The following is an 18,971-nucleotide window of genomic DNA, read 5'->3' on the forward strand; positions in this document are numbered from 1 at the left end:
GGCGGGGGCCCTTGGCCGCGCCACGGCCGTGGGGGTGTCCGGCGGATCCCACCGCGGCGTCGCGGCGCCCGGCACCCCGCACCCCGGCCACCCCCGAGGGTGCCGCCCATCGGATGCCCGTTGGCGCAACCGGGGGAGATCCGCCGGGCACACGGGGATTCGCTGAGATCTGCGACACAGCGACAGTCGGCCACGGTTGGCTTGATCTCGATGCCGTACGGCCCTGAAAGCGCAGGTCGGCGCCGTACCGCCGGTCGCCACACGATGCGCGAACCGGACGACGGTCGCACAATGCCGGAAACGGGCCATATGCAACCCTGGCGCTCGACCCGCCGTCTGACCGGACAGCGGACACCTGGAGTAAGCGAGACCACGCCTGACCGTGACCGCAGGGGGCGAGCCGGGACAGCGGAAGCAGAGGAGCACATGGCCGACAAGAGGAAGAGCACGCGGGGCGCGGCGCGCCACCGTGCCGGGGGAGCGACCGGCCGGCGCAAGGCACTGCTGATCGGCATCTGGTCGCTGGCCGGGCTGCTGGTGCTGGGCGGGACCGGACTGGGCTACCTGTACTTCAGGCTCAACGGGAACCTCGACGGGGTGAACATCAACGGCGCCCTCGGGCGCGACCGGCCCCAGAACGTGGACAACGGCTCCATGGACATCCTGGTCCTGGGCTCCGACAGCCGCGCCGGCAAGAACCGCGCGTACGGCAAGGACGAGGGGGCCTCGCGCTCCGACACCGCGATGGTGGTCCACGTCTACCAGGGCCGCAAGCGGGCCACCGTGGTCAGCATCCCCCGGGACACCCTGGTCGCGCGCCCGCAGTGCGCCAAGGACGGCAAGCAGGTGCCCGCGGTGGACCGGGCGATGTTCAACACCGCCTACGAGGTCGGCGGCCCGGCGTGCGCGGTGAAGACCGTGGAGTCCATGACCGGCATCCGGATGGATCACTACCTGGAAGTGGACTTCACCGGCTTCAAGAACCTCGTCGACAAGCTCGGCGGGGTCGAGCTGACCACCACCGAGCCGATCCACGACCCCCAGAGCCACCTGGACCTGGCGGCCGGCCGCCACACCCTCGACGGCGAGCAGTCCCTCGGCCTGGTGCGCACCCGGCACGGCGTGGGCGACGGCAGCGACCTGGGCCGGATCAAGCTCCAGCAGGCGTTCGTCAAGGCGCTGATCGACCAGATGGAGAACGTGGACGTCTTCAGCAGCCCCAAGAAGCTCTTCGACCTGGCGGACGTCTCCACCAAGGCCCTGACCACCGACTCCGAGCTGGCCTCGGTGGACCGGCTGCTCGGCTTCGCCCGCGACCTGAAGGGCATCGACTCCCGGCACGTGGACATGGTGACGCTGCCGGTGCGGTACGACCCCGCCAACCCGAACCGGGTGATACCGGTCGAGTCCAGGGCCCGGCAGGTCTGGCAGGCGCTCCACGACGACCGTCCGGTGCCCAAGGCGGCCACCAAGGGCTCCGCCGGCGACGAGACCGCCGCCGGCGGCGTCATACGGTCCTCGCGGGGTCACGCCGGCAGCGAGCGCGCGCCGTCCTGACCCGCGTACCGGGCGGTCGCCGGCCCGGGGAATACCCGAGCCCCACCCCTGGTTTTGGGAGATGCGGCCGGTACTGGCAGACTGGTACGTCGGCCCCGGTTCACGTCGGGCAATCCGCCCGCCGACCCGGAGCCCTCCCGAACCATAGGAGATTCCCTTGAAGCGCGACATCCACCCGGAGTACGTCGAGACGCAGGTCAGCTGCACCTGCGGCGCGTCGTTCACCACCCGCAGCACCGTCGCCGACGGCACCATCCGTGCCGACGTGTGCTCCGAGTGCCACCCGTTCTACACGGGCAAGCAGAAGATCCTCGACACCGGTGGCCGTGTGGCGCGGTTCGAGGCCCGCTTCGGCAAGCACGCCGGGTCCGCGAAGAAGTAGCGACCCACACCGCGCCGGTCTTCGGTCGCCCAGCTCAGGCTGGGCGACCGGACCGGCGCTTTGTCGTCCAGCAGGCCCTCACTTCCAGCTAGGAAAATCTGATGTTCGAGGCAGTCGAAGAGCTGGTCGGAGAGCACACCGACCTCGAAAAGCGGCTCGCCGACCCCGCCGTCCACGCGGACCAGGCGCAAGCCCGCAAGCTCAACAAGCGCTACGCCGAGCTGACCCCGATCATCGGCGCCTACCGCGACTGGAAGCGGACCGGGGAGGACATCGTCACCGCGCGCGAGTTCGCCGCCGACGATCCCGACTTCGCCGCCGAGGTGAAGGACCTGGAGCGGCTGCGCGAGGAGCTCACCGAGCGGCTGCGGCTGCTGCTGGTGCCGCGCGACCCCAATGACGACAAGGACGTCATCCTGGAGGTCAAGGCCGGCGCCGGGGGCGACGAGTCCGCCCTGTTCGCCGGGGACCTGCTGCGCATGTACCTGCGGTACGCCGAGCGGGCCGGCTGGAAGACCGAGATCATCGACTCCACCGAGTCCGAGCTGGGCGGCTACAAGGACGTCCAGGTCGCGGTGAAGAGCCGGGGCGGCTCCGTCGAGCCCGGCCAGGGCGTCTGGGCCCGCCTCAAGTACGAGGGCGGGGTGCACCGGGTGCAGCGGGTGCCCGCCACCGAGTCCCAGGGCCGGATCCACACCTCCGCCGCCGGCGTGCTGGTCACGCCCGAGGCCGAGGAGATCGACGTGGAGATCAACCCCAACGATCTGCGGATCGACGTCTACCGCTCCTCCGGACCCGGCGGCCAGTCGGTGAACACCACCGACTCCGCGGTGCGCATCACCCACCTGCCCACCGGTGTCGTCGCCTCCTGCCAGAACGAGAAGAGCCAGCTCCAGAACAAGGAGCAGGCCATGCGCATCCTGCGCTCGCGGCTGCTGGCCGCCGCCCAGGAGGAGGCCGAGCGGGAGGCCGCGGACGCCCGCCGCAGCCAGGTCCGCACCGTGGACCGCTCGGAGAAGATCCGCACCTACAACTTCCCGGAAAACCGGATCTCGGACCACCGGGTCGGCTTCAAGGCGTACAACTTGGACCAGGTGCTCGACGGCGACCTGGACGCGGTGATCCAGGCGTGCGTGGACGCCGACTCCGCGGCCAAGCTGGCCGCCGCGAGTGACGGAAGCTGACCGGGGGGCTGTCAGACTGGTACCAGGCTGCCGCTTCTCCTGACCACGACGCGAGAGGACCATCGTGAACCTGCTGCTCGCCGAGGTGGCGCAAGCCACCCAGCGGCTGGCCGACGCCGGCGTGCCCTCCCCGCGGTTCGACGCGGAGGAGCTGGCCGCCTTTGTGCACGGCGTCAAGCGGGGCGCCCTGCACACCGTGGCGGACGCCGACTTCGACGCCCGCTACTGGGAGGCCATCGCCCGCCGAGAGGCCCGCGAACCCCTCCAGCACATCACCGGCCGCGCCTTCTTCCGCTACCTGGAGCTCCAGGTCGGCCCCGGGGTCTTCGTACCCCGTCCGGAGACCGAGTCGGTGGTGGGCTGGGCGATAGACGCGGTCCGCGCCATGGACGTGGTCGAGCCGCTGATCGTCGACCTGTGCACCGGCTCCGGGGCGATCGCGCTGGCCCTCGCCCAGGAGGTGCCGCGCTCCCGGGTGCACGCCGTGGAACTCGACGAGAACGCCCTGGGCTGGGCCGGCAAGAACGTCGAGGGCTCCCGCGTCGTTCTCCATCACGGTGACGCGCTCACCGCGCTGCCCGAGCTGGACGGCCAGGTCGACCTGGTCATCAGCAACCCGCCGTACATCCCGCTGACCGAGTGGGAGTACGTCGCACCGGAGGCCCGCGACCACGACCCCGAACTCGCGCTCTTCTCCGGCGAGGACGGCCTGGACACCATCCGGGGCCTGGAGCGCACCGCGCACCGGCTGCTGCGCCCCGGCGGCGTGGTGGTCATCGAGCACGCCGACACCCAGGGCGGACAGGTGCCGTGGATCTTCGCCGAGGACCGGGGCTGGGCGGACGCGGCCGACCACCCCGACCTCAACAACCGCCCGCGGTTCGCGACGGCTCGCCGGGTGGCGCCGTGACCGGGGCACACGGGGACCCGACCCCCGCACGTCCGCTCGCCGCCCCCGCCTCGAAGGGGGCCTCCGCCCCCGGGCGGCGGCCCCACGACGGACAGACCCTGCCCGGCGCCCTGCGGCACGGGACCGATCGCGGCCGCGCGACGGCACTCCGCAGTGCCGGGCTCGAAAACCGCTTCGCGAAGGAGATGTGATGGCACGGCGATACGACTGCAGCGACGCGACCGACCGGAAGACCGGTCTGCGCGAGGCCGCGTCCGCCGTCCGCCGGGGCGAGCTGGTCGTGCTGCCCACCGACACCGTGTACGGGGTCGGCGCGGACGCCTTCAACGCCGAAGCCGTCGGCGATCTGCTGGAGGCCAAGGGCCGCGGCCGGGGCATGCCCTCGCCGGTCCTGGTCGGCTCCCCGAACACCCTGCACGGCCTGGTCACCGACTTCTCCGAGCAGGCCTGGGAGCTGGTCGACGCCTTCTGGCCCGGCGCGCTCACCCTGGTCGCCCGGCACCAGCCCTCCCTCACCTGGGACCTGGGCGAGACCCGCGGCACGGTCGCGGTCCGGATGCCGCTGCACCCGGTCGCGCTGGAGCTGCTGACCGACTTCGGCCCGATGGCGGTCTCCAGCGCCAACCTCACCGGCCACCCGTCCCCGCAGGACTGCGACGCCGCCCAGGGGATGCTCGGCGACGCCATCTCGGTCTACCTGGACGGCGGCCCCACCCCGGCCGCCGTACCGTCCTCGATCGTGGACGTCACCGGCAAGGTGCCGGTCCTGCTGCGTGCCGGGGCGCTCAGCGCCGAGCAGCTCCGCGAGGTCGTACCCGACCTTGAGGTGGCCAATTGACAGCCCCTGAGGGGCGTGGCATAGCGGGACGGCACGGCCGCGACACCATCGACAGCGGCGTCGACACCTTCCGCATCCTCCACGTCAGCACCGGCAACGTCTGCCGCTCGCCGATCACCGAGCGGCTCACCCGGCACGCCCTCGCGGACCGCCTCGGCCGCGACCGGGCCCGCGGCCTGATCGTGGAGAGCGCCGGCACCTGGGGGCACGAGGGCGCGCCCATGGAGGCGCACGCCGCCACCGTGCTCAGCGACTTCGGCGCCGACCCGGACGGCTTCATCGGCCGCGAGCTGCTGGACGAGCACGTCATCCGTGCCGACCTGGTGCTCACCGCCACCCGCGACCACCGCGCCCAGGTCATCTCCATGGGCCACTCCGCGGGGCTGCGCACCTTCACGCTCAAGGAGTTCACCCGCCTGGTGCGCGCCATAGACCCGGCGACCCTGCCCGACCCGGCGGAGGCCGGCGGGGTGGTCGAGCGCGCCCGCGCACTGGTGCAGGCCGCCGCCGCGCTGCGCGGCTGGCTGCTCGCCCCGAGCGAGGAGGCGGACGAGGTGCACGATCCGTACGGTGCCCCGATCACCTACTTCCGCAGCATCGGGGACGAGATCCACCAGGCGCTGGACCCGGTGGTCACGGCGCTGACCGGGGTACCGGCCCCGGCCTAGGGGGTATTCCGACCCCTGAGCCCGGCGTGAGGGTGTCGCAGCCACGCCCGCCACGCCGCGCACCGCGGCCGGGGGCGGCCTACATTGGGTTGTGACGCCCGGTGAACCACCTCCCAAGGCTGTGAGCGGCGATGGCTGTCACTCCCGCACCCTCCCGGGGCGGTGCCCCGGCCGAGGCCGCCGAGGCCGTCGGCCGCACCCCCTGGGGGCCCGACCTCGATGCCCTGCGCCGACAGGACCCGCAGCTGGCGGACGTACTGCTGGCAGAGGTGCGCCGGCAGCAGGAGGACCTCCAGCTGATCGCGGCGGAGAACTTCACCTCGCCCGCGGTGCTCACCGCCCTGGGCTCACCGCTCACCAACAAGTACGCCGAGGGCTATCCCGGCGCCCGGCACCACGGGGGCTGCGAGATGGTCGACCTCGCCGAGCGGATCGCGGTGGACCGGGCCAAGGCGCTGTTCGGCGCCGAGCACGCCAACGTGCAGCCGCACTCCGGCTCCTCCGCCGTGTTGGCCGCCTATGCCGCGCTGCTGCGGCCCGGGGACACCGTGCTCGCCATGGCGCTGCCGCAGGGCGGGCACCTCACCCATGGCTCGCCGGCCAACTTCTCCGGCCGCTGGTTCGACTTCGTCGGCTACGGCGTGGATCCGATGACCGGCCTGATCGACTACCGGCAGGTGCGCGAGCTGGCCCGTACCCGCCGTCCCAAGGCGATCGTCTGCGGCTCGATCTCCTACCCCCGGCACCCCGACTACGCCGCCTTCCGGGAGATCGCGGACGAGGCCGGGGCCTACCTCATCGCCGATGCCGGGCACCCCATCGGCCTGGTCGCCGGGGGAGCGGCGCCCAACCCCGTGCCGTACGCCGACGTGGTGTGCGCCACCACCCACAAGGTGCTGCGCGGACCGCGCGGCGGACTCGTGCTGTGCCGCGGTGAGCTGGCCGAGCGGATCGACCGGGCGGTCTTCCCCTTCACCCAGGGCGGCGCCCAGATGAACAGCGTGGCGGCGAAGGCGGTGGCCTTCGGTGAGGCCGCCACCCCGGCCTTCACCGCCTACGCGCACCAGGTGGTGGCCAACGCCCGGGTGCTCGCCGACGCCCTCGCCGAGTCCGGTCTCGCCGTCACCACCCAGGGCACCGACACCCATCTGATCACCGCCGACACCGGTCCGCTGGGTCTGGACGGCCGGGCCGCCCGGGGCCGGTGCGCGGCGGCGGGCATTGTGCTGGACATGTGCGCGGTCCCGGCCGCCGGCCGCGCCGAGGGCTTCGTCAAGGGCATCCGGCTGGGCACCGCGGCGGTCACCACCCAGGGCATGACCGAGCCGGAGATGGCGAGAATTGGTGCGCTGCTGGCCGGGGCACTCCGCGGTGAGCACCGGATTCGCACCCAGGTGGCTGCGTTGACCAGCGGATTCCAGCCGTATCCGAAGACCCCTGCGGGCGGCTGAACGGCCCCGGGGAATCCGGTCGGGGCGGTCTGCTGGGCCTCGCGGCCGCAACCGCGGGCGCTGTCCCGAGTGTCTCCCTGAGTACGTGCAGTGACCTGCGGGCGTACCACCGCCGGAAGCGAGGATATGGTGTGGGGCTGTGATGGCCAGCGAATCCCCTGGGGCAGCCTGTGCGTGAATACCTGCTGACTCTGTGCGTCACGGCCGCGGTCACCTATCTGCTGACCGGGCCGGCCCGGAAGTTCGCCATCGCGGCCGGCGCGATGCCGGAGATCCGGGCCCGCGATGTGCACCGCGAGCCGACGCCGCGACTCGGCGGTATCGCCATGTTCGGCGGGTTGTGCGCCGGACTGCTGGTCGCCGCCCACCTGAAGAACCTCAACGATGTCTTCGAGCTGTCCAACGAGCCCCGCGCACTGCTGTCCGGCGCGGGACTGATCTGGCTGCTGGGCGTGCTGGACGACAAGTGGGGCGTGGACGCGCTGATCAAGCTGGGCGGTCAGATGATCGCCGCGGGCGTCATGGTGCTCCAGGGCCTGACCATCCTGTGGATCCCGGTGCCCGGGATGGGCACCGTCTCGCTCACCCCCATGCAGGGCACGCTGCTCACCGTGGCGCTGGTGGTGATCACCATCAACGCGGTCAACTTCGTGGACGGCCTGGACGGCCTCGCCTCCGGCATGGTCTGCATCGCGGCGGCGGCGTTCTTCATGTACGCCTACCGGATCTGGTTCGGCTACGGGCTGGAGGCCGCCGCGCCGGCCACCCTGTTCGCCGCCATCCTGATGGGCATGTGCCTGGGCTTCCTGCCGCACAACATGCACCCGGCGCGGATCTTCATGGGCGACTCCGGCTCGATGCTCATCGGCCTGGTGCTGGCCGCCGGGGCGATCTCCATCACCGGGCAGGTGGACCCGGACGCGATGAAGCTGTTCGCCGGGTCGGAGCGGGCCGCGGTGCACGCCACGGTGCCGGTCTACATCCCGCTGCTGCTGCCGCTGACCGTGATCGCGGTGCCCATCGCCGACCTGATCCTGGCGATCGTGCGGCGCACCTGGCGCGGGCAGTCGCCGTTCGCCGCGGACCGCGGCCATCTGCACCACCGGCTGCTGGAGATCGGCCACTCGCACAGCCGGGCCGTGTGGATCATGTACTTCTGGTCGGCGCTGATCGCCTTCGGCGCGGTGGCGTTCTCGGTGAACTCGACCAGCATGTGGATCGTGCTGACGATCGTCGCGCTGAGCGCGGTCGGGCTGGTGCTCCTGCTGCTGCCTCGGTTCACCCCGCGCATCCCGCGCTGGGCGGAGGACTTCGTACCGCCCCGCTACCGGCGTGAGGCCCGGTTGCAGCGCGCCCAGGCCGAGGCGGCCCGGGAAGGGGCCGGGGAGCCGGCCGCGGAGCCGGAGCCGGCCATGGTGGCGGCTCAGGCCGAGGAGTGCGGGGAGGCGGTGCCCGCCGGTCCGCACGGCGCCACCGCGATCGGCGACCGGGCCCGCTTCAGCCACCGCCGCAAGATCGGCGCCTAGGTCCCGCCCGGCCGCGGCCAGGGGTTTCTCTCGCCGGGAGGCCCCCCGTAGCAGACATCTGGCGCCCCGTCAGCGGGGCGCCAGGGGCTCTCACTCTCCCGTGTGATAGGCCGCACACGAACTAGGTAAAGACCTCATCAAATAGTTTGTGATACCGTTCACGAAAACCCGGTGATAGAGCTGAAGGATCGCTGAGCCTCCCCCGCGCGACGGTCCTTCGTCGCGAGTTCTGCCTCGTCCCCGGGGATACGCTCGTCCTCGACGAATCGTTGCTTCCGACTTTCGGCCGGAGAACCCTTACATGCAGTCCAACGACGCCCGAACCCTTCTGCACTGCGCCGTACCGACCGCTGCGGTCGGTGTCGTCGCCGTCGCCGTGAGTTCCGTGCTCGCCGGCGGCAAGGGCGCATTCGGAGCCGCGTTCGGCGCGATTCTGGTGGGTGCCGTCATGGCGCTCGACCTGCTGGTGCTTCAGATCACCGCCAAGCGCTTCCCGCAGCTGTTCCAGATGATGGGCCTCGCCCTCTACGTGGTGCAGTTCCTGCTGATCGCGATCGTGCTGGCGGTGTTCAAGGACACCAGCCTGTTCAACCTGCGGGCCTTCGCCTTCTCCCTGCTGGCCGCGACGCTGGTGTGGATCGCCGCCCAGACGCGTGCCCACATGACCGCGAAGACCCTGTACGTGGAGCCCGAAGCCGAGGACGAACGGAAGCCCGAGGGGGCGAAAAGCGCCGCACCCGCCGGGTCACCGTCGTGATCAGTAGGGCCGGTATAAGGGCAACAGCGCTCACCTGCTATCGTCCGGTTTCATCTGCGGCACAGCGGGCGCAGGCGGCTGAATCCCCGGAATCCACGGGGCGGAATCGGCGGCCCATGCAGCTGATGCCCGTCACACCCCCCGGTCACGTGCCAACCGGCCGCGTCCCTATCCGTAAGACCAGTCCAGTGCCGTTCCGTGGCATCGTGCCGCGCCGACACAACGAGGTTGCCGTACCTATGCGCCACGCTGAAGGAGCTCGCGGTGAGTTCTGACCAGACGCTCGCCTTCGAGACCGATTGCCACATCTTCGATGGGTGCGGCTTCCCGGCCCCAGGCCTCCACTCGTTCACCTTCGAGCCGATGTTCAGCATCGGCGGCTTCGACTTCACCAAGCCGATGCTGCTCGCCCTGCTCGGCACCGTCGTCATCGTGGGCTTCTTCTGGGCGGCCTTCGGCAAGGCCAAGGTCGTCCCGGGCAAGCTCCAGCTCGTCGGTGAGGCCGGCTACGACTTCGTGCGCCGCGGGATCGTCTACGAGGCCCTGGGCAAGAAGGAGGGTGACAAGTACGTCCCCCTCATGGTCTCGATCTTCTTCTTCGTGTGGATCCTGAACCTCTGGTCGGTCATCCCGCTGGCCCAGTTCCCGGTCACCTCGATCATCGCCTTCCCGGTCATCCTCGCGCTCATCGTCTACGTGCTGTGGATGGGGCTGACCTTCAAGAAGCACGGCTTCGTCGGCGGCCTGAAGAACATCACCGGCTACGACAAGTCGCTGGGCTGGGTCCTGCCGCTGGTCATGGCGCTGGAGTTCCTCTCCAACGTGTTCGTGCGGCCCTTCACCCACGCGGTCCGGCTCTTCTCGAACATGTTCGCCGGCCACGTGCTGCTGCTGATCTTCACCATCGCCAGCTGGTACCTGCTCAACGGTGTCGGCATCGCGTACGCCGGTGTCTCGTTCGTGATGGTCATCCTGCTGACCGCGCTCGAGCTCTTCATCCAGGCGCTGCAGGCGTACGTCTTCGTCCTGCTGGCCTGCACCTACATTCAGGGCGCTCTCGCCGAGCACCACTGAGCCCGCCAGCCTCCCAGTCCAACAGACGTCCGGTGGCCAACCCCCACCGGTCCGTGAAAGAGAAGGAATAACGAGCATGTCTGCTGCTCTCGAGACGTCCCTCGCCGCCGTTGAGCTCAAGGGCAACCTGGGTTCGATCGGTTACGGTCTCGCGGCCATCGGCCCCGGCGTCGGCATCGGCATCATCTTCGGCAACGGCACCCAGGCGCTGGCCCGCCAGCCCGAGGCGGCCGGCCTCATCCGTGCCAACCAGATCCTGGGCTTCGTGTTCTGTGAGGCGCTGGCGCTGATCGGTCTGGTTATGCCGTTCGTCTACCCGACCAGCTGATCACGGCGCGTAAGACCAGCCGTTATCGACGAAAGGCACTGATGTGAACGCCCTGGTAATGCTGGCGTCCGAGGGGGAGAAGGAAAACCCCCTCGTACCGCCGATCCCAGAGCTGGTCATCGGCCTGATCGCCTTCGCCATCGTCATCTTCTTCCTCGCCAAGAAGCTCCTCCCGAACATCAACAAGGTTCTGGACGAGCGCCGTGCGGCGATCGAGGGCGGCATGGAGAAGGCCGAGGCCGCACAGGCCGAGGCTCAGCAGGTCCTCGAGGACTACCGTGCCCAGCTCGCCGACGCCCGGCACGAGTCCGCGCGCCTGCGCCAGGAGGCGCAGGAGCAGGGCGCCGCGCTCATCGCCGAGATGCGCGCGGAGGGTCAGCGGCAGCGCGAGGAGATCATCGCTGCCGGCCACACCCAGATCGAGGCCGACCGCAAGCAGGCCGCCGCCACGCTGCGCCAGGACGTGGGCAAGCTCGCCACCGAACTGGCCGGCAAGCTGGTGGGTGAGTCCCTTCAGGACGCCGCCCGTCAGAGTCGCACCATCGACCGCTTCCTCGACGAGCTCGAGGAGAAGGCCGAGGAGAAGGCCGAGGCTGCCCGATGAACGGAGCCAGTCGCGAGGCACTGGCCTCCGCACGCGAGCGCTTCGACGCGCTGACCGACAACACGTCGGTCGACGCCGTGAAGCTCGCCGAGGAACTGGCTGCCGTCACCGCGCTGCTCGACCGTGAGGTGTCCCTGCGCCGGGTCCTCACCGACCCGGCGCAGACCGGCGAGGCCAAGGCCGAACTGACCGGGCGCCTGCTCGGTACCCAGGTGGGCGGGGAGACCCTCGACCTGGTGTCCGGCATGGTGCGGTCCCGCTGGTCGCGCTCCCGTGAGCTGGTCGACGCGATCGAGGAGCTGGCCGCCGCCGCCGAGCTCGTGGCCGCCCAGCGGACGAACGAGCTGGACGACGTCGAGGACGAGCTGTTCCGGTTCTCCCGGATCGTTTCCTCGTCGACCGAGCTGCGTTCCGCGCTCACCGACAAGGTCGCCGGCAAGGCCGCCAAGACCGAGCTGCTGCACCGCCTGCTGGGCGGTCGCGCCAACCCGGTCACCGAGCGGCTGGTTGTCAGGCTTGTCGCGCAGCCGCGGGGACGTAGCCTGGAAGCGGGCCTCAACGCGCTGTCCAAGCTGGCCGCGGACCGCCGTGACCGGATGGTCGCGGTCGTCACCTCCGCGGTGCCGCTCAGCGACCGGCAGAAGCAGCGCCTGGGCGCCGCCCTCGCCAAGCTGTACGGCCGACAGGTGCACCTGAACCTCGACGTGGACCCGGCGGTCCTCGGCGGAATCGTGGTGCGGATCGGCGACGAGGTCATCAACGGCAGCATCGCGGACCGCCTCGAAGAGGCGAGCCGCCGGATGGCCGGCTGACTTCAGCCACCAACTCAACAAGCATGTAAGCGGCCCGAGTTGGGCCGACGCAGTCCTGGGGGCCCGCGGCGAGAACACCGCGGGAAGCAGTCCCCAGACCCCCAGAAACACTTCGGGCCCAACAAGGAGAGCAGGGAACCCAGATGGCGGAGCTCACGATCCGGCCGGAGGAGATCCGGGACGCGCTGGAGAACTTTGTCCAGTCGTACAAGCCGGACGCGGCCTCGCGCGAGGAGGTCGGTACGGTCAGCGTTGCCGGCGACGGCATCGCGAAGGTCGAGGGCCTTCCCTCGGCCATGGCGAACGAACTGCTGAAGTTCGAAGACGGCACGCTCGGTCTCGCCCTCAACCTCGAGGAGCGCGAGATCGGTGCGATCGTCCTCGGTGAGTTCAGCGGCATCGAGGAGGGCCAGCCGGTGCAGCGCACCGGTGAGGTGCTCTCCGTCGCCGTCGGCGAGGGCTACCTGGGTCGCGTCGTCGACCCGCTCGGCAACCCGATCGACGGCCTCGGCGAGATCGCGACCGAGGGCCGCCGCGCCCTTGAGCTGCAGGCCCCGGGCGTTATGGCCCGTAAGTCGGTGCACGAGCCGATGGAGACCGGCCTCAAGGCCGTCGACACCATGACCCCGATCGGCCGCGGCCAGCGCCAGCTGATCATCGGCGACCGCCAGACCGGCAAGACCGCTCTGGCCGTCGACACGATCATCAACCAGCGCGACGCCTGGCGCACCGGCGACCCGGAGAAGCAGGTCCGCTGCATCTACGTCGCCGTCGGCCAGAAGGGCTCCACCATCGCGTCCGTGCGCGGTGCGCTGGAGGAGGCAGGCGCCCTGGAGTACACGACGATCGTCGCGGCTCCGGCGTCCGACCCGGCCGGCTTCAAGTACCTCGCCCCGTACACCGGCTCGGCCATCGGCCAGCACTGGATGTACCAGGGCAAGCACGTGCTGATCGTCTTCGACGACCTCTCCAAGCAGGCCGATGCCTACCGCGCCGTGTCCCTGCTGCTGCGCCGCCCGCCGGGCCGTGAGGCCTACCCGGGTGACGTCTTCTACCTGCACTCCCGGCTCCTGGAGCGCTGCGCCAAGCTCTCCGACGAGATGGGCAAGGGCTCGATGACCGGTCTGCCGATCGTCGAGACCAAGGCGAACGACGTCTCGGCGTTCATCCCGACCAACGTCATCTCCATCACCGACGGCCAGTGCTTCCTGGAGTCCGACCTGTTCAACGCGGGCCAGCGCCCGGCGCTGAACGTCGGTATCTCGGTCTCCCGTGTCGGTGGCTCGGCCCAGCACAAGGCCGTCCGGCAGGTCTCCGGCCGCCTGAAGCTGGACCTGGCGCAGTACCGCGAGCTGGAGGCGTTCGCCGCCTTCGGTTCCGACCTGGACGCGGCCTCCAAGGCGGCGCTGGAGCGCGGTAAGCGCATGATGGAGCTGGTGAAGCAGGGCCAGTACAACCCGTACCCGACCGAGGACCAGGTCATCTCCATCTGGGCCGGCACCAACGGCAAGATGGACAACGTCCCGGTCGAGGACATCCGTCGCTTCGAGCGCGAGCTGCTGGACTACATGCACCGCGAGCAGAAGGGTCTGATGACGTCGATCCGCGAGGGCGGCAAGATGTCGGACGACACCCTGCAGGCCATCGCGAGCGCCATCGAGACCTTCAAGCAGCAGTTCGAGACCTCGGACGGCAAGCTGCTGGGTGAGGGCTGAGCATGGGCGCCCAGCTTCGGGTCTACAAGCGCCGCATCCGCTCCGTCACCGCCACCAAGAAGATCACCAAGGCGATGGAGATGATCGCCGCGTCGCGGATCGTCAAGGCTCAGCGCAAGGTCGCCGCCTCGTCGCCGTACGCGACCGAGCTCACTCGCGCGGTGACGGCGGTGGCCACCGGCTCCAACACCAAGCACCCGCTGACCACCGAGGTCGAGGCCCCGGTGCGGGCCGCGGTCCTGCTCGTCACGAGCGACCGCGGTCTGGCGGGCGGCTACTCCTCCAACGCCATCAAGCAGGCCGACCGGCTCACCGAGCGGCTGAAGGCGGAGGGCAAGGAGGTCGTCACCTACATCGTCGGCCGCAAGGGTGTCGGGTACTACGGCTTCCGTAGCCGCCCGGTGGCGGAGTCCTGGACGGGCTTCACCGACAACCCGACGTACGCGGACGCCAAGAAGGTCGCGGCCCCGCTGATCGAGGCCGTCACCCAGGCGACGGCCGAGGGCGGCGTGGACGAGCTGCACATCGTCTTCACCGAGTTCGTGTCGATGATGACGCAGTCGCCGGTGGACGATCGCCTGCTGCCGCTCAGCCTCGGTACCGCGTCGGAGACCGAGTCGGCGGCGAAGGCGGAGCTCCTCCCGCTGTTCGACTTCGAGCCGTCGGCCGAGGACGTCCTCGACGCCCTGCTGCCCCGGTACGTCGAGAGCCGGATCTACAACGCGCTGCTGCAGTCGGCCGCCTCCGAGCACGCCGCCCGCCGCCGCGCGATGAAGTCGGCGACCGACAACGCCGAGGAACTCATCAAGTCGCTCACGCGGCTTGCCAACGCGGCCCGCCAGGCCGAAATCACCCAGGAAATCAGCGAGATCGTCGGTGGCGCGAGCGCCCTGGCCGACGCGACCGCGGGGAGTGACTGAGAACTATGACCACCACTGTTGAGACGGCCGTTGCGACGGGCCGCGTCGCCCGGGTCATCGGCCCGGTCGTCGACGTGGAGTTCCCCGTCGACGCGATGCCGGAGATCTACAACGCCCTGACCGTCGAGGTCATCGACCCCACCGAGGAGGGGAAGACCAAGACGCTGACGCTCGAGGTCGCCCAGCACCTCGGTGAGGGCATGATCCGCGCGATCTCGATGCAGCCCACCGACGGCCTGGTCCGCCAGGCCCCGGTGACCGACACCGGCGACGGCATCACCGTCCCGGTCGGCGACTTCACCAAGGGCAAGGTGTTCAACACCCTCGGCGAGGTGCTGAACCAGCCGGAGGAGAACGGCAAGGAGTCCGAGCGCTGGGCCATCCACCGCAAGGCCCCCGCCTTCGACCAGCTCGAGTCCAAGACCGAGATGTTCGAGACCGGCCTGAAGGTCGTCGACCTGCTGACCCCGTACGTCAAGGGCGGCAAGATCGGTCTGTTCGGTGGCGCCGGTGTCGGCAAGACCGTCCTCATCCAGGAAATGATCATGCGTGTGGCCAAGCTGCACGAGGGTGTTTCCGTGTTCGCCGGTGTCGGTGAGCGCACCCGTGAGGGCAACGACCTCATCCAGGAGATGGAGGAGTCCGGCGTTCTCGACAAGACCGCGCTGGTCTTCGGCCAGATGGACGAGCCCCCGGGCACCCGTCTGCGCGTCGCCCTGGCCGGTCTGACCATGGCGGAGTACTTCCGCGATGTGCAGAAGCAGGACGTGCTGTTCTTCATCGACAACATCTTCCGCTTCACCCAGGCCGGTTCCGAGGTCTCCACGCTGCTCGGCCGGATGCCCTCCGCGGTGGGTTACCAGCCGAACCTGGCCGACGAGATGGGTCTCCTCCAGGAGCGCATCACCTCGACCCGCGGTCACTCGATCACCTCGATGCAGGCGATCTACGTCCCCGCGGACGACCTGACCGACCCGGCGCCGGCGACCACCTTCGCGCACCTCGACGCGACCACGGTGCTCTCCCGCCCGATCTCGGAGAAGGGCATCTACCCGGCGGTGGACCCGCTGGACTCGACGTCCCGCATCCTGGACCCGCGCTACATCACGCAGGAGCACTACGACGCCGCCTCGCGCGTCAAGAACATCCTGCAGAAGTACAAGGACCTCCAGGACATCATCGCCATTCTCGGTATCGACGAGCTCGGCGAAGAGGACAAGCTGGTCGTGCACCGCGCCCGTCGCGTGGAGCGCTTCCTGTCGCAGAACACCCACGCGGCGAAGCAGTTCACCGGCGTGGACGGTTCGGACGTGCCGCTGGACGAGTCCATCGCCGCGTTCAACGCGATCTGCGACGGCGAGTTCGACCACTTCCCGGAGCAGGCCTTCTTCATGTGCGGTGGTCTTGAGGACCTCAAGAAGAACGCCAAGGAGCTGGGCGTCTCCTGAGCCTCGCGCTCATGGTGAGGGGCGGGCCCGACCCCATCGGTGGGCCCGGGCCCGCCCCTTGCCGATCGCCCGTTATTCTTTGACAGAACACCTGCCACACCCGGCAGGTGGAGACCCGAGGAGCCACGTTGGCTGCTGAGCTGCACGTCGAGCTGGTCGCGGCGGACCGGAGTGTCTGGTCCGGCGAGGCCACCTTGGTCATCGCGCGCACCACATCGGGTGACATCGGCGTCATGCCCGGCCACCAGCCGCTGCTCGGTGTGCTGGAGTCCGGCCCGGTGACCATCCGTACGAGCGAGGGTGGAACGGTCGTCGCCGCGGTGCACGGCGGGTTCATCTCGTTCGCGGACAACAAGCTCTCGCTGCTCGCCGAGATCGCGGAGCTGTCCGACGAGATCGACGTCGAGCGCGCGGAGCGGGCCTTGGAGCGGGCCAAGACGGAGGCTGACGCCGCCGCCGAACGCCGCGCCGAGATCCGCCTCCGGGCGGTGGCGGGCGTGCACTGAGCCCGGCACGGACAGTACAGATCCTCAGCCGCGGATCGCGCTGGAATTCTCCAGGGCGGTCCGCGGCTGAGGCGATGCAGGTGCGGTTTTTCCGGATGACGCGAGGAGGTCGGTGAAGATGGTCCTCGCTCTGCTTGTTGGCGGCGTGGTCGTCGCGCTGGTACTGGTGGGACTCTTCGTCTTCGGTCTGCGGCGGCGGCTGATCCAGCGCTCCGGCGGGACCTTCGACTGCAGTCTGCGCTGGGGCGCGCCCGGTCCGGAGGCCGAGCCCAGCGGCAAGGGCTGGGTGTACGGGGTGGCCCGCTACAGCGGCGACCGGGTCGAGTGGTTCCGGGTCTTCAGCTACGCGCCCCGACCGCGCCGGATCCTGGAGCGCGCCTCGATCGAGGTGCTGGAGCGCCGCACTCCCAAGGGCGAGGAGGAGCTGGCCCTGCTCTCCGACGCGGTGGTGCTCGCCTGCCTGCACAGCGGTACCCGCCTGGAGCTGGCGATGAGCGAGGACGCGCTGACCGGCTTTCTGGCCTGGCTGGAGGCGGCGCCTCCCGGCCAGCGGGTGAACGTGGCCTGACGATGATCCCCCGGGCGGTGTCCGGGGGTTTGCCGTATGCGCTGGAGGGCGCGGGCTCCGGGCGGCGTCCGGGAGCGGTTGTGCGCGCGGAGGGCGCGGCCCGGGTGGTGTGCGGTACGCGCGGAGGAGCGCGGCCCGCGGATGGTGCGCCCGAGGTCTGCCGCGCGTGCCGAAGTACGCGGGCCTTCGGCGGTGTCAGGGGTTCGCCGTACGCACCCAAGCACGCCGGCCCGGTTCGGCGCCCGGAGGGGGTGCCGGACGCGAAAGGGCCGGGGAGGCGGGGGCGACACCGCCTCCCCGGCCGGTCTGCCGCCGGCGGGGCCTTCCCTACCGGAGTCCGCTGTCGATCGCGGTGGCCAGCTCGCCATTGCTGGTGTCGCCGCTGAACTCCCAGAAGAACGCGCCGCCCAGGCCCTGCTGCTTCACATAGGCCATCTTCCCGGCGATGGTGGCGGGGGTGTCATAGCTCCACCACTGGTTGCCGCAGAAGGCGTACGCCGTGCCGGCGACCGTCCCGTTGGCCGGGCAACTGGTCTTGAGGATCTTGTAGTCCTCGATGCCCTGCTCGTACTTGCCGGCGGCCGGTCCGGTCGCGGTGCCGCCCGGCTCCTTCTGGGTGACACCGGTCCAGCCGCGGCCGTAGAAGCCGATGCCCAGGTTGAGCTTGGCCGCGGGGACGCCCTTGGCCCTGAGCTTGCCGATGGCGGAGTCGGAGTCGAAGCCCTGCCTGGGGATGCCGGCGTAGGTGGTCAGCGGGGAGTGCGGGGCGGTGGGGCCCTTGGCGTCCCAGGCGCCGAAGAAGTCGTAGGTCATCACGTTGTAGAAGTCGACCGAGGCGGCGGCTCCGGCGTAGTCGGCGGCATCGATCTTGCCGCCGTCCGAGGCGTCCGCGGTGATCGCGGCGGTGACCAGCTTGGAGCCGAACTTGGCACGCAGCGCCTGCGTCAGGTTCTTCAGGGCGGCCGGACCACTGGTGTCACAGGTCAGCCCGCAGGCGTTGGGGTACTCCCAGTCGATGTCGATGCCGTCGAAGAGGCCGGCCCAGCGCGCGTCGTTGACCAGGTCGTAGCAGGACTGGGCGAAGGCGGTCGGGTTCTGCGCCGCCTGGCCGAAGCCACCGGACCAGGTCCAGCCGCCGAAGGACCACAGGATCTTGATGTTCGGGTACTTGGCCTTGAGCTTCTTCAGCTGGTTGAAGTTGCCGCGCAGCGGCTGGTCCCAGGTGTCGGCCACACCGTCCACGCTCTGGTCGGCGGTGTACGCCTTGTCATAGGCGGCGTAGGAGTCGCCGATGGCGCACTTGCCGCCCTGGACGTTGCCGAAGGCGTAGTTGATGTGGGTGATCTTGGACGCGGTGCCGGAGGTCACCAGGTTCTTCACGTGGTAGTTCCGGTCGTAGACGCCCCACTCGGTGAAGTAGCCGAGCTTGACCTGCCCGCCGGTGCCCGGGCCGGGGCCGGTGTCGCCGGTGGTGCGCACCGCGCGGGCGGCGCTGGCCGGGCCGGCCTGGTCGGCGGTGTCCCGGGCCCGCACGGTGTAGCTGTAGTCGGTGCCCGCGTGCAGTCCGGTGTCGGTGTACGAGGTGGTGGTGACGGTGGCGACCTTGGCGCCGTCGCGCAGCACGTCGTAGTTCTTGATGCCGTGGTCGTCGGTGGCGGCGCTCCAGGACAGCTTCACCGAGGTGTCGGTGATGTCGGAGGCGGTGGGGGTGCCGGGTGCGGAG

The 18,971-nt window shown here is 70.1% G+C and carries 19 protein-coding genes; 18 read left to right on the top strand and 1 reads right to left on the bottom strand.

All coding sequences use genetic code 11. The features are described 5' to 3' along the window. The first annotated feature begins 426 nt into the window (after positions 1-426). The 18 genes from E4099_RS13165 (at position 427) to E4099_RS13250 (ending at position 17,248) form a co-directional block, all read left to right on the top strand. Positions 427-1,557, top strand: coding sequence for an LCP family protein (locus E4099_RS13165; RefSeq protein ID WP_135339211.1), 1,131 nt, complete (start codon positions 427-429; stop codon positions 1,555-1,557). A 157-nt stretch (positions 1,558-1,714) separates the two neighbouring features. Beyond that, positions 1,715-1,939 (top strand): 50S ribosomal protein L31, encoded by a 225-nt coding sequence (gene rpmE, locus E4099_RS13170; protein ID WP_135339212.1) that lies wholly within the window; start codon positions 1,715-1,717, stop codon positions 1,937-1,939. Positions 1,940-2,040: 101 nt separating this feature from the next. Beyond that, entirely contained in the window at positions 2,041-3,123 is a 1,083-nt protein-coding gene (gene prfA, locus E4099_RS13175; protein WP_135339213.1) for a peptide chain release factor 1, read from the top strand. Between the two features lie 64 nt (positions 3,124-3,187). Next, positions 3,188-4,033, top strand: coding sequence for a peptide chain release factor N(5)-glutamine methyltransferase (gene prmC / locus E4099_RS13180; RefSeq protein WP_135339214.1), 846 nt, complete (start codon positions 3,188-3,190; stop codon positions 4,031-4,033). A 190-nt stretch (positions 4,034-4,223) separates the two neighbouring features. Further along, positions 4,224-4,871, top strand: a complete 648-nt coding sequence (locus tag E4099_RS13185) for an L-threonylcarbamoyladenylate synthase (RefSeq protein ID WP_135339215.1) — start codon at positions 4,224-4,226, stop codon at positions 4,869-4,871. Next, on the top strand, positions 4,868-5,539 hold the full coding sequence (locus E4099_RS13190; protein WP_135339216.1) for an arsenate reductase/protein-tyrosine-phosphatase family protein: 672 nt from the start codon (positions 4,868-4,870) through the stop codon (positions 5,537-5,539). The genes E4099_RS13185 and E4099_RS13190 overlap by 4 nt, the downstream gene beginning before the upstream one ends. A 131-nt stretch (positions 5,540-5,670) precedes the next feature. Next, on the top strand, positions 5,671-6,990 hold the full coding sequence (locus E4099_RS13195) for a serine hydroxymethyltransferase (protein WP_135339217.1): 1,320 nt from the start codon (positions 5,671-5,673) through the stop codon (positions 6,988-6,990). A 158-nt stretch (positions 6,991-7,148) separates the two neighbouring features. Continuing rightward, a complete protein-coding gene (locus tag E4099_RS13200) occupies positions 7,149-8,516 on the top strand; it encodes an MraY family glycosyltransferase (RefSeq protein ID WP_135339218.1) in 1,368 nt (455 codons plus the stop codon). A gap of 301 nt (positions 8,517-8,817) precedes the next feature. Continuing rightward, positions 8,818-9,273 carry a Cg1360 family ATP-synthase-associated protein gene (locus E4099_RS13205; RefSeq protein WP_135339219.1) on the top strand — a complete coding sequence of 152 codons (456 nt, stop codon included), beginning with the start codon at positions 8,818-8,820 and terminating at the stop codon, positions 9,271-9,273. Between the two features lie 264 nt (positions 9,274-9,537). Next, positions 9,538-10,347, top strand: coding sequence for a F0F1 ATP synthase subunit A (atpB, locus tag E4099_RS13210; RefSeq protein WP_135339220.1), 810 nt, complete (start codon positions 9,538-9,540; stop codon positions 10,345-10,347). A gap of 76 nt (positions 10,348-10,423) precedes the next feature. Next, positions 10,424-10,675 (top strand): ATP synthase subunit c family protein, encoded by a 252-nt coding sequence (locus E4099_RS13215; protein WP_135339221.1) that lies wholly within the window; start codon positions 10,424-10,426, stop codon positions 10,673-10,675. 43 nt (positions 10,676-10,718) lie between these two features. Then, entirely contained in the window at positions 10,719-11,279 is a 561-nt protein-coding gene (locus E4099_RS13220; RefSeq protein WP_135339222.1) for a F0F1 ATP synthase subunit B, read from the top strand. Further along, positions 11,276-12,091 carry a F0F1 ATP synthase subunit delta gene (locus E4099_RS13225; RefSeq protein WP_135339223.1) on the top strand — a complete coding sequence of 272 codons (816 nt, stop codon included), beginning with the start codon at positions 11,276-11,278 and terminating at the stop codon, positions 12,089-12,091. The genes E4099_RS13220 and E4099_RS13225 overlap by 4 nt, the downstream gene beginning before the upstream one ends. Positions 12,092-12,234: 143 nt before the next feature. Then, positions 12,235-13,806, top strand: coding sequence for a F0F1 ATP synthase subunit alpha (gene atpA / locus E4099_RS13230; RefSeq protein ID WP_135339224.1), 1,572 nt, complete (start codon positions 12,235-12,237; stop codon positions 13,804-13,806). A gap of 2 nt (positions 13,807-13,808) precedes the next feature. Further along, positions 13,809-14,726, top strand: coding sequence for a F0F1 ATP synthase subunit gamma (locus E4099_RS13235; protein ID WP_135339225.1), 918 nt, complete (start codon positions 13,809-13,811; stop codon positions 14,724-14,726). A gap of 5 nt (positions 14,727-14,731) precedes the next feature. Then, positions 14,732-16,174, top strand: coding sequence for a F0F1 ATP synthase subunit beta (atpD, locus tag E4099_RS13240; RefSeq protein ID WP_135339226.1), 1,443 nt, complete (start codon positions 14,732-14,734; stop codon positions 16,172-16,174). A 128-nt stretch (positions 16,175-16,302) separates the two neighbouring features. Then, positions 16,303-16,680, top strand: a complete 378-nt coding sequence (locus E4099_RS13245) for a F0F1 ATP synthase subunit epsilon (RefSeq protein ID WP_135339227.1) — start codon at positions 16,303-16,305, stop codon at positions 16,678-16,680. A gap of 118 nt (positions 16,681-16,798) precedes the next feature. Further along, entirely contained in the window at positions 16,799-17,248 is a 450-nt protein-coding gene (locus E4099_RS13250; RefSeq protein WP_135339228.1) for a DUF2550 domain-containing protein, read from the top strand. A gap of 327 nt (positions 17,249-17,575) precedes the next feature. On the opposite strand, the gene E4099_RS13255 is transcribed toward E4099_RS13250, so the two are convergent. Then, a partial coding sequence (locus tag E4099_RS13255; protein WP_135339229.1) for a glycosyl hydrolase family 18 protein occupies positions 17,576-18,971 on the bottom strand: 1,396 nt, incomplete at its 5' end.

Origin of the sequence: Streptomyces palmae, assembly GCF_004684805.1 — a bacterium.
Classification (GTDB): domain Bacteria; phylum Actinomycetota; class Actinomycetes; order Streptomycetales; family Streptomycetaceae; genus Streptomyces; species Streptomyces palmae.

Bases quoted from the DNA above. Each gene is read 5' to 3' on its own strand.
- E4099_RS13165 (WP_135339211.1), top strand. From the start codon at position 427: ATGGCCGACAAGAGGAAGAGCACGCGGGGCGCGGCGCGCCACCGTGCC.
- prfA (WP_135339213.1), top strand. From the start codon at position 2,041: ATGTTCGAGGCAGTCGAAGAGCTGGTCGGAGAGCACACCGACCTCGAA.
- E4099_RS13185 (WP_135339215.1), top strand. From the start codon at position 4,224: ATGGCACGGCGATACGACTGCAGCGACGCGACCGACCGGAAGACCGGT.
- E4099_RS13195 (WP_135339217.1), top strand. From the start codon at position 5,671: ATGGCTGTCACTCCCGCACCCTCCCGGGGCGGTGCCCCGGCCGAGGCC.
- E4099_RS13205 (WP_135339219.1), top strand. From the start codon at position 8,818: ATGCAGTCCAACGACGCCCGAACCCTTCTGCACTGCGCCGTACCGACC.
- E4099_RS13215 (WP_135339221.1), top strand. From the start codon at position 10,424: ATGTCTGCTGCTCTCGAGACGTCCCTCGCCGCCGTTGAGCTCAAGGGC.
- E4099_RS13225 (WP_135339223.1), top strand. From the start codon at position 11,276: ATGAACGGAGCCAGTCGCGAGGCACTGGCCTCCGCACGCGAGCGCTTC.
- atpA (WP_135339224.1), top strand. From the start codon at position 12,235: ATGGCGGAGCTCACGATCCGGCCGGAGGAGATCCGGGACGCGCTGGAG.
- E4099_RS13235 (WP_135339225.1), top strand. From the start codon at position 13,809: ATGGGCGCCCAGCTTCGGGTCTACAAGCGCCGCATCCGCTCCGTCACC.
- atpD (WP_135339226.1), top strand. From the start codon at position 14,732: ATGACCACCACTGTTGAGACGGCCGTTGCGACGGGCCGCGTCGCCCGG.
- E4099_RS13250 (WP_135339228.1), top strand. From the start codon at position 16,799: ATGGTCCTCGCTCTGCTTGTTGGCGGCGTGGTCGTCGCGCTGGTACTG.